We start from the raw sequence: 16,996 nt of genomic DNA on the forward strand, positions 1-16,996 counted from the left end.
TAATCAGAAAGTAGTGGCCCAATGATGTCAAATGTATAAATTCTGGTGCAAAATCGCCTTCTTTTTTGTAGCGGCCGCATTCAGGAAGGGCCGCAGACCTCATCCAGGAACGTCTCATGCCAAGCCCTCTCCGCTATTCGTTTACAACGTGGACTCAAATGACCGGCAACAAGGCCGTCGACGCATTGCTGGCAGATGATCATTGGACGGGGCGTTGGGACGAGCGAGGCATGCCGGTCAAACTGACCTACAGTTTCGTCGACACCGGTTCGTTTTTCGCCCGAGACTACAGCCCTTCCAACGAATACTTAAACGGTTTCTCCTTATCCACCGCTCAGCAAGTCGCCGTCTACAACGCGTTAAATGGCTGGAGCGCTGTGGCCAACGTGCAGTTTTCGCTGGTATCCGAAACAGCCGCGAATGTGGGCGATCTGCGTTTCGGTGGTTACATGGGCATGGACAGCAAATACGCCGCCTGGGCATATTTTCCGGACGAGACGCCAGTGGCTGGTGATGTCTGGATTGGCCCATCGACCGATGACCCGAACCCGGCCAAAGGCTCCTTCGACTATCTGACGTTCGTGCACGAGATCGGCCACGCTCTGGGTCTCAAACACCCGTTCGATACCACCCCGGATAACAGCACACTGCTTAATCCTGCGCTGGATGACGTGCGCTACACCGTCATGAGCTACAACGACTCGTATTCCTATCAGCCGACCACGCCGATGTTGCTGGATATTCTGGCGATCCAGAGCTTGTATGGGGCCAATACTCTATGGCACGCCGAGAACACCATTTACAAGTGGGCGCCCTCCCAGTCGGTGTTCGAGACCATCTGGGATGGCGGCGGCAGTGACACGATTGATGCCAGCAACCAGCTTTCGGGCGTCAGCATCGACCTCAACCCAGGCCAGTTCAGCACCATCGGCAAAGCGTTTCTGGACCCCAATGGCAATTTGTTCAACAGCGGCCTGGCCATTGCGTATGGCACCGATATCGAAAATGCTTACGGCTCGAACTTTGACGACACACTGATCGGCAACGCACTGGACAATACCCTAGTGGGCCTGGAAGGTGCTGACACCATGAGTGGCGGAGCCGGTAATGACGCCTACTACGTCGACAACGTCGGCGACGTCGTGATCGAACAGGATGCGTCGCCGACGCAGATCGATGCCGTCAATTCACTGATCAGCTACACCCTTGGCGCCAATGTCGAGTGGCTGAACCTGATCGGCACCGCCGACGTCAATGGCACCGGCAACGCGCTGAACAACCGTATCCTTGGTAACAGCGGCAGTAACATCCTGGACGGCGGTCTCGGCGCCGACGTGATGGCCGGCGGTGCGGGCAATGACACCTACATCGTCGACAACGTCAACGACGCCATCAACGAAACCAGCACCGCGGCCAGCGAAATTGATACGGTCATCTCCTCGGTCAGCTGGCGACTCGGCGCCAACCTGGAAAACCTTACGCTGACAGGGACGGCCAATAATTACGCCGCAGGCAATGCCTTGAACAACGTGCTGATCGGCAACGACGGCAACAACGAGCTCAACGGCGGCGCCGGGATCGACACCCTGATCGGCGGGAAGGGCGATGACTCCTACGCCGTGGACAACGCTGGCGATGTCGTCATCGAAGCCGCCGGCGAAGGTTACGATACGGTACTGAGTTACGTTAACTACAGCCTGGGCGACAACATCGAGGAAGGTCGGTTGATCGGCAATGCCATCAGCCTGAGCGGCAACGATCTGGACAATGTGCTTGTCGGCAACGCCTTGGCCAACACCCTGTCCGGCGGGGCGGGCAACGACGTACTCAACGGCGGTGTAGGCGCCGACCGCATGATCGGTGGCCTGGGTGATGATGTTTACTCTGTCGATGATGTCGGTGACACCGTCGTTGAAGCCGCGGGCGAAGGTCACGACAAGGTCCAGAGCAGTGTCAACTACACCCTGACCGCCAATGTCGAGGATGGCCAGTTGAGCGGCAATGCCATCAGCCTCACCGGCAACGACCTGGACAACGTGCTGATCGGCAACGCCATGAACAACAACCTCAATGGTGGGGCCGGTGCCGATACCCTCGACGGTGGTGCAGGCAACGACAGCTATTTCGTCGACAACATTGGCGATGTCGTCATCGAACGCGATGCCACGCCGACGCAAATCGACGCGGTAAACTCGACGATCGATTACACCCTCGGCGCTAACGTCGAGTGGCTGAACCTGCTCGGCAGCGCCGACCTCAATGGCACCGGCAACGCTCTGAACAACCGCATCACCGGTAACAGCGGGAATAACATCCTGGACGGTGGTCTTGGCGCCGACACCATGATCGGTGGTACGGGCAACGACACCTACATGGTCGACAACATCAACGACGTCATCAACGAGACCAGCACCCTTGCAAGCGAAATTGATACGGTCATCTCCTCGGTCAACTGGCGACTGGGCGCCAACCTGGAAAACCTGACGCTGACAGGGACCGCCGACATCTACGCCGCCGGCAATGCTTTGAACAACGTGTTGATCGGCAACGATGGCAACAACGAGCTCAACGGCGGCGCCGGAATTGACACCCTGATCGGCGGCAAGGGCAATGACTCCTACGCCGTCGACAACGCTGGCGATGTGGTCATCGAAGCGGCTGGCGAAGGTTACGATACGGTACTGAGTTACGTTAACTACAGCCTGGGCGACAACATCGAGGAAGGCCGGTTGATCGGCAACGCCATCAGCCTCAGTGGCAACGATCTGGACAACGTGCTGATCGGTAATGCCTTGGCCAACACCCTGTTCGGCGGTGCCGGCAATGACTCGATCGATGGTGGTGTGGGTGCCGACCGCATGATCGGGGGCGTGGGCGATGACGTTTACTATGTCGATGATGTCAGCGATAACGTCGTCGTGGCGGCGAACGAGGGTCACGACAAGATCCAGAGCAGTGTCAACTACACCCTCACCACCAATGTCGAGGATGGCCAGTTGACCGGCAGTGCCATCAGCCTGACGGGCAACGGCCTGGATAACGTGCTGGTCGGTAACGCCATGAACAACAACCTCAATGGCGGAGCCGGTGCCGATACCCTGGACGGCGGTGCAGGCAACGACAGCTATTTCGTCGACAACGTTGGTGATGTCGTCATCGAACGCGATGCCTCACCAACGCAAATCGACGCCGTGAACTCGACGATCGATTACACCCTCGGCACCAACGTCGAGTGGCTGAACCTGCTTGGCAGCGCTGACCTCAACGGCACCGGTAATGCGCTGAACAACCGCATTACCGGCAACAGCGGGAACAACATTCTGGACGGCGGCCTCGGCGCCGACACCATGGCCGGCGGTACGGGCAATGACACCTACATCGTCGACAACGTCAACGACGTGATCAATGAAACCAGCACCCTGGCCAACGAAATAGACACCGTCATCTCGTCGGTCAACTGGCGACTCGGTGCCAATCTGGAAAACCTGACACTGACCGGCACCAGTGACATCTACGCCGCCGGTAACGCTTTGAACAACGTGCTCATCGGCAACGATGGCAACAACGAGCTCAATGGCGGCGCCGGCATTGACACATTGATCGGCGGCAAGGGCAATGACTCCTACGCGGTCGACAACGCTGGCGATGTGGTCATCGAAGTGGCCGGCGAAGGTTACGACACGGTGCTCAGTTATGTTAACTACACCTTGAGCGCCAATATCGAAGAAGGCCGGCTGATCGGCAATGCCATCAGCCTCACCGGCAATGACCTGGACAACGTGCTGATCGGCAACGCCCTGGACAACAACCTCAATGGCGGGGCTGGCGCCGACACACTGGACGGCGGTGCAGGCAACGACAGCTATTTCGTCGACAACGTTGGCGATATCGTCATCGAACGCGATGCCACGCCGACGCAAATCGACGCGGTAAACTCGACGATCGATTACACCCTCGGCGCCAACGTCGAGTGGCTGAACCTGCTCGGCAGCGCAGACATCAATGGCACCGGTAACGCGCTGAACAACCGCCTTATCGGTAACAGCGGAAACAACATCCTCGACGGCGGTCTGGGCGCTGATGTGATGGCTGGGGGGACGGGCAATGACACCTACATCGTCGACAACGTCAACGATGTCATCAATGAAACCAGCACCCTGGCCGACGAAATCGACACGGTCAAATCCTCGGTCAGCTGGCGGTTGGGCGCCAACCTGGAAAACCTCACGCTGACGGGGACGGCCAACACCTACGCCGTCGGCAATGCCTTGAACAACGTGCTGATCGGCAACGATGGCAATAACGAGCTCAACGGCGGCGCCGGGATCGACACCCTGATCGGCGGCAAGGGCAATGATGCCTACGCGGTGGACAACGCGGCGGACGTGGTCATCGAAGTGGCCGGCGAAGGTTATGACACGGTGCTGAGTTACGTTAACTACACCTTGAGCGCGAACATCGAAGAAGGCCGGCTGATCGGCAATGCCATCAGCCTCACCGGCAACGACCAGGACAACCTGCTGGTCGGCAACGCCCTGGACAACAACCTCAATGGCGGGGCTGGCGCCGACACACTGGACGGCGGTGCAGGCAACGACAGCTATTTCGTCGACAACGTTGGCGATATCGTCATCGAACGCGATGCCACGCCGACGCAAATCGACGCGGTTAATTCGATGATCGATTACACCCTCGGCGCCAACGTCGAGTGGCTGAACCTGCTCGGCAGCGCAGACCTCAATGGCACCGGTAACGCGCTGAACAACCGCATCATCGGTAACAGCGGAAACAACATCCTCGACGGCGGTCTGGGCGCTGATGTGATGGCTGGGGGGACGGGCAATGACACCTACATCGTCGACAACGTCAACGACGTCATCAATGAAACCAGCACCCTGCCCAACGAAATAGACACGGTCAAATCCTCGGTCAACTGGACGCTGGGCGCCAATCTGGAAAATCTGACACTGACCGGAACCGGCAACATCTACGCCATCGGCAATTCCCTGAACAACGTGTTGATCGGCAACGATGCCAACAACGAACTCAACGGCGGTGGCGGGATCGACACCATGATCGGCGGGAAGGGCAACGATGCCTACGCCCTTGATCAGGCCGCGGAGCTCACTCTGATCCAGGAAAATGCTGCTGAAGGCAACGATACATTGGTGCTGCTGTATCAGGCGACCGAGCAAACCAGCGTTGTCGATCTTGGCATCAGCAATTTGCAGAATGTCGAAAACGTTACCCTTGCCGGCGCGGGTGAATTTACGCTTCAAGGTAACAGCCTGAACAACACCTTGATCGGTAACGCTCAGGCCAACGTACTCAACGGCGGTGCCGGTGCGGACGTACTGACCGGTCGCGGCGGTGCCGACACCTTTGTGTTCAGCGCCGTCAACGAAATGGGCATTGGTGCAAATCGTGACGTCATCACCGACTTCAGCAGCCTGCAAGGTGACAAGATCGATCTGACCCACTTCGATGCCAACCTGCTGAGCGCCGGAGTCGACGGATTCACCTTCATCGGTGCCAATGACTTCACCGGCGCCGGTCAAATCCGTTTCATTGACCACGTGCTGTCGGGCAACGTCAGCGGCAACGCTGGCGCGGATTTCGAGATCCAACTGGTAGGCGTGAACAGTTTCAGCGCCAACGACCTGGTGGCCTGAAGCGTTGAGGGCCTGCCGTTGAATTTGGCCTGAGAAAACCACACACCGCCCGGACATGCGCCGGGCGTTGTGCATTTCAGATCACAGGCAAAAAAGTCCGACGCCCTAGCTGAGGACGCCCAACGCTTTGGCCCTTGCCACTGCCTGCGTACGGCGTTCGACTCCCAACTTGCTGTTGATATGGCTGGCGTGGGTTTTGACCGTGTGCAGTGATATGAACAATTGTTCGCTGATCTCCTGGTTCGAACACCCTTGTGCAATCAGACGCAGTACCGACAATTCCCGACTACTAAGCTGCTCTATCGCAGAAGTCTCAGCGACGGCACGGGCTGGTGGCTTCGGGAACTGTTCCAGCAATTGCAGGCAGACAGCAGTCGACGTAATCGACAGCAACTGCCCGCGTAACCAGTCCGAATGCTCTTTCACCAAGGCATCAAACGGCTGCAACACCCCACCGCCGGCTGCATCCAGTGCCAAGGCCAAGGTTTTCCGCGCTTCCGGCTCACGCCCGTCGCCCAGTAGCAAAGCCACCTTCTGCGTCAACGCCATTACACTGAGCAACTGTCGCCCTGTTTGCTGACCATTTTCATGCAACACATTCAGACGCCCTTCGGCGAGCATCCGTCGTCCCTGAATCACATCCAAAAGCGCCTGTTGCAGTTCGACATGCAGGGGCAACTGTGGATGAAACTCCGGCGGTGCGGCGGCGCGCTCACCGGTGTAGGTCTGGCCCAGTCGCGCCAGCCAGGCTTCGGCCAGATCAGTGCGGCCCTGCGTTAGCCACAGCTCGCATTTGACCAACGTGATCATCGCCAGATAGTAGATTGGCGGTACGTCCCAGATGTGCATCAGCCGCTCGGCTTCGGCCAGTTCCGCGAAGGCTTTGGCGAACTCGCCGGTAGCACCGTCCAAGCGGGCAATCACGCAATGGCCAATCAGCACGCTGATGTCGCGACAGGCGCGAGCCTCGCCAATACCGGCCAATAATCGCGTGCGGGCAGCTTGTGGCTGCAAGCGCATCGCCAACAGAAAACCTTCGTACAGCGTCAGCCGTGCGCGCACCGCGTACAAGCGTTGCGGCGACAACCCTCGCAAACGATCCAGACCCAGATGCACTTCCGTGAGCGCACGCAGAATTTCACCCCGGGACTGCAGAACGCGGGCCCGGTCGTAATGCGCCAACGCTTCGAACAAGGGATTGCCGACACGCTGCGCCAACTCCAGCGATTCGCGATTAAGCCCTCGGGCGCGCCACAGATCGCCATCGGCTATGGCCAGATTGGATAGGGTCGACAAGCACATCAACCGCTGGCCATAACGCTTGGCCGGCAAACTTTCCAGCGCTTCGCTGCAATACTGCAAGGTCAATTCGCGATGGCCGCGCCCTCGGGCAATAATTCCGCTCAAGGCCAGCCACTGCGCCAGCATCGACTTTTGCGCAGTGGCCGAAGGCGCTGGCAGAAAACGGCTCAGATGGCTGGACAACTCCTCGGCGGCATCGAGCTGGCAGGCCAGACCCAGCGCCCAACTGTAGAGAACGATCAGCCGCGGAGTGCTTATCAACAGGCTGTCGGGCAAGTCCATTTTCCAGCGCAACAGCATGCCGACGTTCTGCTCGGCAAGCAGTTGCTCCTCGGAGAGGTTCTGCACCAGATTTGCCGCCACATCGAGGTGACCGGCGCGCAAGGCCTGTTCCACCGCTTCGTCGAGCAGGCCCTGGGCATTGAACCAGCGACAGGCACGCAGGTGCAGCGTGGCGGTCGGCACCATCGCCTGGGCAATCGGCCGGCTGCGCAACAGATCAGAAAACAAATGGTGATAGCGATACCAATGCCCGTGCTCATCCAGCGGCACCAGAAACACCTGATGCGCCAGCAGGAAACGCAGGATCTCGGCACTGTCATGGGCTTCACGCACCGCATCGCAGAGTTCGCTGCAAAAGCGTTCCTGCGGGGCAGTGTCGTAGAGAAACGCCTGCACTTCGGTGGGCAGACAATCGATGACTTCTTCGAGCAGATAGTCGCGGATCAGCCCTTCCCCGCCGTTCAGTGCCTGAGGCAAAGCGGCATCGCCGCCGGCTTCGGACACCGCCAGTAGCCAGAAACGCAATCCCGCCACCCAGCCTTCACTGCGCAGGATCAGATTCTCCAAGGCTTCGCCGCGCAATGAAGTGCTGTGGCGATCAAGTAACGTCAGGGCTTCGTCGTGGGTCAGGCGCAGATCCTGCTCATGCAGTTCAAGCAATTGCCGGGACAGGCGCAAGCGCGCCAGATGCCAGTCCGGGCGCTGCCGACTGGTGACCATCACCAGCAAGCCGTCGGGCAGGTGATTGAGGAAAAACTGCAGGCAACGGTCCAGGACCGGCCCTTGGGCGAGATGGTAATCGTCGAGCACCAACAACAATGGGCTCAGCGGATCGAGGTGCAACGCCAGCTCATCGAGCAGACCGTCGAGCCACTCTTCGAAGGCGAAGGGCTGATGGCGTTGACGCATTTTCAGCAGGCCGAGGGCGCGACTGCCCAATTGCGGAAAATAGTCCTGCAAGCCTTCGAGCAGGCGCTCGAGAAACCGCCCAGGGTCACTGTCGCGAGGGCTCAAACCCAGCCACAGACTTTGCCAGTGCGCAGGCAGGCTCTGACAGAACTCCACCGCCAACGAGCTTTTGCCGAACCCGGCGGGAGCGCTGACCAGCAACAGCCGTCCACCGAGCCCGGCTTGCAGGCGCTCGCAAAGGCGTGGTCGCAACACGTAGCCATCAGGCAACGGCGGGCGAAAAAAACGCCCGGCCAGTGCCGCGACAGCAACGCTTGCGGGGCCCGGAAGTGGGGACAGATCAGTCATGGCCGGCTCTTGTTCGAATTGCAGTTGGCGGCGTTGCAGATGTCCGCAGACTAGCCTTAAACGATCCGGTTATGAAGGTTGCTGCTACAAATGGCTACAAAAAAGCTACAGACAAAAAAACGCCCCGAACCAGTCGGGGCGTTTTCACGAGGATGCGGCCTCGCTTTACAACGGTTTAGCGAACGCCTTCCTGGCGCAAAGCAGCAGGGGTGAAGTCGCTGGTGGTGGCGGTGAAGCCGAAGTCATAGGCCTGTTTCTCTTCGTTCTTCATGCCCAGCGCCAGATAGCGGCCGGATTGCAGGTCGTAGAGCGTTTCCAGCGCGTACCACGGCACTTGCTTGTCGTAGTAGTTCTCGGCATGCGCCTCGGCTACACGCCACAGTTGGCCACGACCATCGTAATGGTCGATGACGGCTGCTTGCCAGGTGTCTTCATCGATGTAGAAGTCACGCTTGGCGTAGATGTGGCGCTGACCTTCCTTGAGAGTCGCCACTACGTGCCAGACGCGACGCAACTCGTAACGCGCCAGATCCTGGTTGATATGGCCAGCCTTGATGATGTCGGTGTATTTCAGTTTCGGATCGTCGAGCTTGTAGCTGTCGGAGGCGATGTACATCTCTTTCTTGCCTTCGAGTTTCCAGTCGTAGCGATCCGGCGCACCGTTGTACATATCGAGGTTGTCGGAGGTACGCAGACCATCCGCCGCAGTACCCGGACCGTCATAGGACACTTGTGGCGCGCGACGCACACGACGCTGACCGGCGTTGTAGACCCACGCCGAACGTGGCTCTTTCACTTGGTCAAGGGTTTCGTGCACCAGCAGCACGCCACCGGCCAGACGCGCCGGCGCGGTCACTTTCTGCTTGAAGTAGAACAGGATGTTGCCCGGGTTCTTCGGATCGTAGTCCTTCATCTTGTCGCGGAACACGAACTGGTCCTGGAAGTACACCAGGCTGAACGAGCCATTCGGTTGCGGCGTCGCCTGGGTCACCAGACGGGTCACGCTGCCGCCGCGATAGCGGGTGATGTGGTTCCAGATGACTTCCACACCGCTTTTCGGGATCGGGAACGGTACGGCCGTTTCGAAGTTCTCCAGCCCGTTGCCGCCGGACACCAGATTGGTATTGGTGGCGTTTTTCTTGATCGCGGCAAACACGTCATCCGGCACGGTAGCACCGCGATGGGACGGGTAAACCGGCATTTTGAAGCTATCCGGGTAGCGCTTGAACATCGCGTACTGCCCCGGGGCGAGCTTGTCCTTGTATTGATCCACGTTCTGCGCAGTGATGGTGAACAGCGGTTTTTCGCTTGCATAGGGGTCAGACAGGAACCCCTTGCTGTCGACTGTGCCTGCATTTTTCGGCAGCGGTTTCCAGGCCGGAATCGAACCGTCGGCATTACCGGCCATTTCGGCGCCCATCGGGGTCAGGCTCTTGCCCAGTTTGTCGGCTTCGGCAGCAGGCACCGCGGCCATGACACCGGTCGCCAGCAGCGACAGGCCCAGAACGCTGGCATGGAACAGACTCTTTGTTATTTTCATAAATTCGTTCGTCCTGAAATGCAGTGCTTAGAAGTTCACGCCGAAGCTGAGCGCTACGAAATCGCGGTCATCCACCGTGGTGTACTTGCCGTCGAAGAAGTTGGTGTACGCCAGGCTCGCGGTGTAGGTGTTCTGGTACTCGGCATCGACGCCCAGGCTGACGGCTTTGCGACCTTCCTCGAAGTTGCCGCCAGGGCCTGGCGAGTAGCCGCTGACGTCATGAGACCAAGCCACGTTCGGCTTGAGGTTCACGCCAGCGAATACATCGTTGTATTCCCAGATGGCGCGACCGCGGTAGCCCCAGGACGCGGCAGTGGTGAAACCTTCGTTGGTGCAATTGCGGCTGCGGTTGTTCTGCGGCGAGCCTGGCCCCGCACCGTTGATGGTGCCGTTGTTGAGAATGTTGGCGCAGGTGTCGACGCCACCGGTGGCTGGCAGTTCACCCGGGCCGTAGACCGGATCACGGCCATAACGCTTGTCGGACTTGCTTTCCAGACCGCCCACGTAAGTCATACCCACCTCACCCACCAGGGTCAGACGGCTGGCGCCCATCACCTGATCGAAGAAGTGCGTGAAGGTGGTTTGCAGTTGGGTGATTTCCTTGCGCTCGTAACCATGCAGATCCTGGCCTGGAACGCCGTCGAGCAGCGATGCATTGCTGTACGGGCCACCCAGCGGACGCACACCGGCGAACAGGATGTCGGTGGAGTTCAGTTGTACCGGTGCGTTCGGGCGATAGCTGATTTCACCGCTCCACGCCGTACCAGTAGGCAGGGTGGTGGAGAAACTCAAGCCGTAGAGACGGATGTCTTCAGGGTATTCGACAAAGTACTTCGAGTTACCCGCGACCAACAGCGGCCCCAGCGCACGAAATGCCGCAGGTAGTGCCGCCACGCCGTTATAGACCGATTGTGGCGCGCCCGTGGCGCTGAAGATCGGCGCACGGCTGTGGTAGTTCATGAAATAAGCACCGAATTCGGTGTCCAGCGGCTCGTACATGTACCGGAAGGAAGCGCCCCACTGACCACTGTCACGGGCATCGCGGTCGGCGCCGCGGCGCACCAGAACGCCCTCTTCGTTGACATTGACCCCGTTGGCAGCCAAAGGCCCCAAGGCGACCCCCGGGATCTGCGAGCGCTTGTTCAGCACCCGCAGGTTGTCGGTGCAGCCGTCGGCAATGATGTCCGGCTGCGCGAAGAAGGTGCCGCAGTTGTCGACGACGGTCTGGTCCCATTCCAACTGATAGAACGCTTCGGCCGACAGGTTTTCAGTCAGGCTCTGGGACACGTAGAACATGTTGACCGGGATCAGGCCTTCCTTGATCTCGGCGCCCGGACGACGGAAGGCAGACACGTCGATCGGGTTGATCGAGTTGATACCGCCGCCGATGAAGGTACTTTCACCCCAGCTTACGACCTGCTTGCCCAGACGCACGGAGCCTGGCTCATCGGCAATGGAGTAGTTGTGGTAGACGAAAGCATCGAGGATCTGACCGCCCGAGGATTTGGCACCCTCCTTGCGGTTGTTGTCGCTGATGTCCTTGAACTGGCGGCTTTCATCCTTGAGTTCAAAGTCGTACCAGTATTTGCCACGAACGAAAACGCCGGTGTCGCCGTATTTCAGTTCGAGATCATGGATACCCTTGAAGATCTTCGAGAAAGTCTCACCGCTCTTGAAGTTGGCGTGACCGTCGTCTGATGTCTGCGACAGGCCATGGCCGCCGTTGTTGACGCCGATGAGGTTCTTGTTCGGCTGCTGAGTAGACCAACTGGCACCGACCGACAGGGACGAGTCGAACTGGCCCTCGATTTCACCGACGTTGAAACTGACGCCGAATGCGGGCCCGGCGAGCGAAGAGGCAAGACTGACCGCCAAAGGCAGTTTTGCCCGGCGCCAGAACTGGTTTACTGAGGTCATCGACGCTACTCCATGTGCATTATTGTTATGGCAGTGAGTACTTTTAAAAACGCCTGAAGGACCGGCTGCCAAAGGCTGACCGAAATCACTCCAAAGATGCATCGCCCCGTTTTGTGCGTGTGCCCCGTTCTTAAAAATCCTTGAGTGGACTATAGCCAGCAGGTTGTAGAGCTTGATCCCTCTAAAGTGTGATTTGCAGCTGCCGGCCACTCTGGAACAGTCCTTTTGCCAGTCCGACAAATGTCGGCACGGCAAGGATGGCTGATTTTTTCGATTTCACAAGCCAAGCGCTTGCTTGGTGGGCCTGGCGCGCCCGTTTAGGCGCGCCGGCAGACACTCAAAGTGTCGAGAGGAAGGTGCTGTTGTTGGCCTGCCATTCGGTGATGTCGAGGCGGATGCGCTTCTTGTCGAGCTTGCCAACGCTGGTCTTGGGAATTTCGGTAACAAGGGCAATCTGGCTCGGAATCGCCCACTTGCTCAGGTGCCCCAGTTCCACAAATGGCTTGAGGTGTTCCTTGAGCTCACGCGCCCCGATCTCGTGCCCTTCACGGATCACCAGCAGGGCAAACGGACGCTCCCCCCACTGCGGATCGGCGATGCCCACCACTGCTACTTCGCGTACCGCGACATGGCGGCTGATCAGGTCTTCGAGGTCCAGCGAGGAAATCCATTCGCCACCGGTCTTGATCACGTCCTTGATGCGGTCACGGATGTCGATCACGCCCATGCTGTCGAGCGTTGCCACGTCACCGGTGTGCAGCCAGCCGCCGGTCCAGAGCTCAGCGCCCTTCTGCGGCTCGTTGAAATAGCCTTCGGTCAGCCATGGTGCGCGCAGCACCAGTTCACCCTGCGTCTCGCCGTCGGCCGGGAGGAAATTGCCCTCGGCGTCGATGATCGCGGCTTCCACCAGCGGTCCAGGGACACCGGCCTTGATCCGATAAGTGGTGCGTTCATCCTCGGTACCGGCCATCAACTCATCGTTGAGGTGTGCGCAGGAAATCAGCGGCCCGGTTTCCGACATGCCGTACGCCGCCGTGAGCTGAATGCCGCGCGCCTTGGCGGTTTCATACAAGGTGCGGTTGAGGGCGCTGCCGCCAATGACGATTTTCCAGCCACCGAAATCGGTGTCCTGCGCACCTTTGGCGTTGAGCAGCATTTGCAGGATGGTCGGCACGCAATGGGAGAACGTGACCTTCTCCTTGCGCCACAACTCCACCAGAAACTCCGGATCGTAACGCCCCGGGTAAACCTGTTTGAGCCCGAGCATGGTCGCCACATACGGCAGGCCCCAGGCGTGTACGTGGAACATCGGGGTGATCGGCATGTACACGTCGTTGGTGCCAAGCAGGCGCACGCTGTCGATGGAGCCCATGATCGTCGACACGCCCATGGTGTGCAGCACCAGTTGCCGATGGGTGAAATACACGCCTTTCGGGTTGCCGGTGGTGCCAGTGGTATAGAACGTGGTGGCAACCGAATTTTCGTCGAAATCCTGGAAGTCGTACTGCGGGCTCGCGGCGGCCAGCAGTTGTTCGTACTCGCCTACCAGATTCGGCAGCCCGGCGGTTTTCTCCGGCAGGTCAGTCAGTAGCAGGGTTTTCTCGACCGTGGTCAGGTGCGGCGCGATCGCTTGGTACAGCCCGACGAACTCGCTGTTGACCAGCACAAAGCGGTCCTCGGCATGGTTCATGGTGTAAAGGATCTGTTCCGGCGACAGACGCACGTTGATCGTGTGGATTACCGCGCCGATCATCGGAACGGCAAACATGCACTCCAGATAACGATGGCTGTCCCAGTCCATCACCGCCACGGTGTCACCGGCCTTGACGCCCGCCGCCGTCAGCACGTTGGCCAGTCGCGCCACACGCTCGATCAGGGTCGGATAGCTGTAGCGCAACTGGTCTCGGTAGACGATCTCGCGGGTTTTCTCGTAACGGGCGCCGGACATCAGCAGCCGTTTAATCAGCAATGGATACTGGTAGGCCCCATCGGCCGGGGGAATGACGCGAGTCTGCAACATAAGAATCCCTTTTCTGACTGCACGGTGTTGGCGTAGAGATTTGCACTCTAGAACCCTTATACGCCAGCCAAATCAGCCGAAGGAATGATTTGCACAGCCGTACAAATGCTAGCTTTGCGCCAGCATTTGCGGTTTTCGCCATCGATCAGGCGGTTTGTCCTACAGCCTCTTCAGAAGGCGTCCGAGGGAAAACCACCGCTGCGAGGAAGGTCAAAGCGCCGAAACCCGCAAGAATCAAGTACAGGCCTACGAAACCATGACGCGGTTCGACATAGGAAATCAGCGGAATCGCCGTCGCACTGGCACCGAACGATAAGCAGTAACGCAGGGCGAAGACGCGCGATTGCCACTGTGGGGCAACGAAGTTGGCAACCATCGCATCGTTGACTGTTACCTGACCGAACACCACGAACATGAATGCCGCACCCAGCGCGATCACTGCCCAGCCCTCGGCATAGGCCAGCGCAAACAACAGTGGCGCCTGGCACAACGTCAACACAATGAACGGCCATTTCAAACTGATGCGGTGCAGCACTCGACCGATGCTCAACTGCGCGACCGCGCCAAAGGCATAAGCCAGGCTGACCACCACACCGAGGGTTTGCGGCGAAGCGAACAGGTCATGCAAACGCTCCTGAAACAGTTTTGGATAAGTCATGGTGGTGGCGTTGAACACTACGCCGCCGGTGGCTGTGGCCAATGCCAGAACGCCGAACACCATAACCATGGAAATGCGCTGGCCGGCGGCCCCTTTGAGTGGCGTGTGCGGGCGTTTCGGAATCGGTTCTTCGCGTACCTGCAAAGCGAAACCCACACCTAAAATAATCGCCACTGCACCCGGCAGCAGAAACGCCGAGCGCCAACCGAATTGCGCCACCAGCAACCCGGTGATCAGTGCCGAAAACGCCACGCCAAGATTGCCCCACATGCCGTTGATGCCGATTTCACGGCCACGGTTTTGTGCGTAGGCCACCAGCATCGCCGTGCCGACCGGGTGATAAATCGCCGCAAAAATACCGATCAGGGTCAGACCGATCACCAGCATGGTCGGACTGCTGCTCAGGCCGGTGAAAATCGCCGAAGCGCCGATGCCGAAGAAAAACACCCTCATCATCTGCCGCCGACGCCAGTGATCGCCCAGCCAACCAGCGGGTAGCGAACAGGCGCCGAAGGCAATGAAACCGCCCAGCGACAGGCCGATCAGCGCGGCGTAATCGAGACCGAACGCCTGAGTCATGCCGAGCACAGCGGCGGGAAAAATCAGCATGAACATGTGGTCGATCACATGCGCGGCGTTGATATAGCGAATGACGTTTCTGGATTGATTCATGGCGGCACGCTTTACGTTGTTGTGTGGCGCTTATGCTAAGTTGGCCATAAAGCGCATTCCTGCCAAGCAAGTCATCGAAACAGACATGTTGATCAGCCACTTCGGACATGGCCCGGTGAGTGCCTATCCACGGGATTATCTGGATGGCGCGCACCAGCCGCTGCACATGCATCGAGAGGCGCAGCTGCTGTATGCCGTCCGCGGGATCATGCGCGTGGTCACGGAATCGGGAGCGTGGGTGATTCCGCCGAGTCGCGCGGTGTGGATTCCACCCGAGGTGGCGCACGAGATTTTCATGAGCGGCGACGTGCAGATGCGCTCGCTGTTCATCGCGCCTGCACTGTCGCCCGCCAGCCTGCAAAAGTGCTGCGTTTTGGCCGTGACACCGCTGCTGCGCGAGCTGATCCTGCGCGCGGTGCAAGGGCCGCCGCACGCCGACAACCCGCTGATTCAGCAGTTGATGCTCGAAGAACTCGCCAGTCTGGAAAACCTGCCGTTGCACATTCCGATGCCCACCGACCGGCGCCTGCAAAATATTTGTCTGGCGCTGCTGCACACCCCGGATCATGCCAATACGCTGGAGGATTGGGCACAGCAGGTCGGCGCCAGCTCACGCACGTTGGCGCGGCTGTTTCAGCAACAGTTGAAGATGAGTTTCAACGCCTGGCGCCAGCAACTGCGCCTGATGGAAGCTCTGCCCCGCCTGCTCGCCGGGGACAGCGTGCAGCGTGTGGCGCAGGATTTGGGCTATGGCAGCGCGCGGGCGTTCAGTGCGATGTTTCGCCGTTTGCTCGGGGAAAATCCCCGCGACTACCTCAATAATCTGAGCAAACTCAGCGAACTGGTGTAAGACCCTGTGGGAGCGAGCCTGCTCGCGAAAGCGGTCTTTCAGCCACCAATAATGTCGACTGACCCAACGCCTTCGCGAGCAGGCTCGCTCCCACAGGTTTAAGTCGCGGTTCTGAGATCAGTGCATCTCGGTGAACGCCAGTTTCACGCCGATGGCGATCAGCACCGCGCCCATGGTGCGGTCGAACCAGTGGCCCATGCGGGCGAAACCGGCGCGCACGCGTTGCTGGCTGAACAGCATCGCCACGAGGCAGAACCACACAGCAGTCGCAACCGCCAGGTAAACCCCGTAACCGGCCTGCACCGACAGCGGCGTGTGCGGGTTGATCACCACGGTGAACAGCGACAGGAAAAACAGCGTGGCTTTCGGGTTCAGGCCGTTAGTCACGAAGCCCGAAGTGAAAGCGCCGCGCGCAGTGCGCTCACCGGCCTCTTTGTGCAGATCATCGGTGACGGTTTTCGCCGGTTGCGCGCGCAAGGCCTTGAAGCCGATGTACAGCAAGTAAGCCGCCGCCGCCCATTTCAACGCGTTGAACAGCACGATCGATTGCGACACGATCAGGCCGATACCGAGCAACGAATAGCCAACGTGCAGGAAAATCGCCGTGCCCACACCCAGCGCCGTCCATGTACCGGCGCGGCGACCGTGGGTCACGCTTTCACGCACGACGACGGCAAAGTCCGGGCCGGGGCTGGCGACGGCCAGCAGGTGGATCAATGCAACGGTCAAGAACTCGGTCCAATACATGGGGCCTCCTTTCGGCCAGGCGTAACGCTTTGTTTCATCTGATAGGCTCGGCAGATTACGCCTTCCGTTCAACGCACAA

General features: G+C 59.2%; 8 protein-coding genes. 2 read left to right on the top strand and 6 right to left on the bottom strand.

Annotated elements, in window-relative coordinates; genetic code table 11:
• Window positions 1-116 precede the first annotated feature (116 nt).
• Complete coding sequence (locus tag K5E40_RS15365) at window positions 117-5,672, top strand: M10 family metallopeptidase C-terminal domain-containing protein (RefSeq protein WP_221731526.1); 5,556 nt, start codon at window positions 117-119, stop codon at window positions 5,670-5,672.
• 105 nt (window positions 5,673-5,777) lie between these two features.
• On the opposite strand, the gene K5E40_RS15370 is transcribed toward K5E40_RS15365, so the two are convergent.
• The 5 genes from K5E40_RS15370 to K5E40_RS15390 form a co-directional block, all read right to left on the bottom strand.
• Window positions 5,778-8,513 (bottom strand): LuxR C-terminal-related transcriptional regulator, encoded by a 2,736-nt coding sequence (locus K5E40_RS15370; protein ID WP_221731527.1) that lies wholly within the window; start codon window positions 8,511-8,513, stop codon window positions 5,778-5,780.
• A gap of 175 nt (window positions 8,514-8,688) precedes the next feature.
• A complete protein-coding gene (locus K5E40_RS15375; RefSeq protein WP_221731528.1) occupies window positions 8,689-10,053 on the bottom strand; it encodes a DUF1329 domain-containing protein in 1,365 nt (454 codons plus the stop codon).
• Window positions 10,054-10,080: 27 nt separating this feature from the next.
• Complete coding sequence (locus K5E40_RS15380) at window positions 10,081-11,970, bottom strand: DUF1302 domain-containing protein (protein WP_221731529.1); 1,890 nt, start codon at window positions 11,968-11,970, stop codon at window positions 10,081-10,083.
• 337 nt (window positions 11,971-12,307) lie between these two features.
• Entirely contained in the window at window positions 12,308-13,990 is a 1,683-nt protein-coding gene (locus K5E40_RS15385; RefSeq protein WP_221731530.1) for a fatty acid--CoA ligase, read from the bottom strand.
• A gap of 145 nt (window positions 13,991-14,135) precedes the next feature.
• Entirely contained in the window at window positions 14,136-15,320 is a 1,185-nt protein-coding gene (locus K5E40_RS15390; RefSeq protein WP_221731531.1) for an MFS transporter, read from the bottom strand.
• A gap of 85 nt (window positions 15,321-15,405) precedes the next feature.
• On the opposite strand from K5E40_RS15390, the gene K5E40_RS15395 reads away from it, so the two are divergent.
• A complete protein-coding gene (locus K5E40_RS15395; RefSeq protein WP_221731602.1) occupies window positions 15,406-16,170 on the top strand; it encodes a helix-turn-helix domain-containing protein in 765 nt (254 codons plus the stop codon).
• Window positions 16,171-16,287: 117 nt separating this feature from the next.
• Here the strand turns inward: K5E40_RS15395 and K5E40_RS15400 are convergent, their stop codons facing one another.
• Window positions 16,288-16,917 (bottom strand): LysE family translocator, encoded by a 630-nt coding sequence (locus tag K5E40_RS15400; protein ID WP_221731532.1) that lies wholly within the window; start codon window positions 16,915-16,917, stop codon window positions 16,288-16,290.
• Between the last annotated feature and the right edge of the window lie 79 nt (window positions 16,918-16,996).

The sequence above is a fragment of the Pseudomonas baetica genome (genome assembly GCF_019733355.1).
GTDB lineage: Bacteria > Pseudomonadota > Gammaproteobacteria > Pseudomonadales > Pseudomonadaceae > Aquipseudomonas > Aquipseudomonas baetica_A.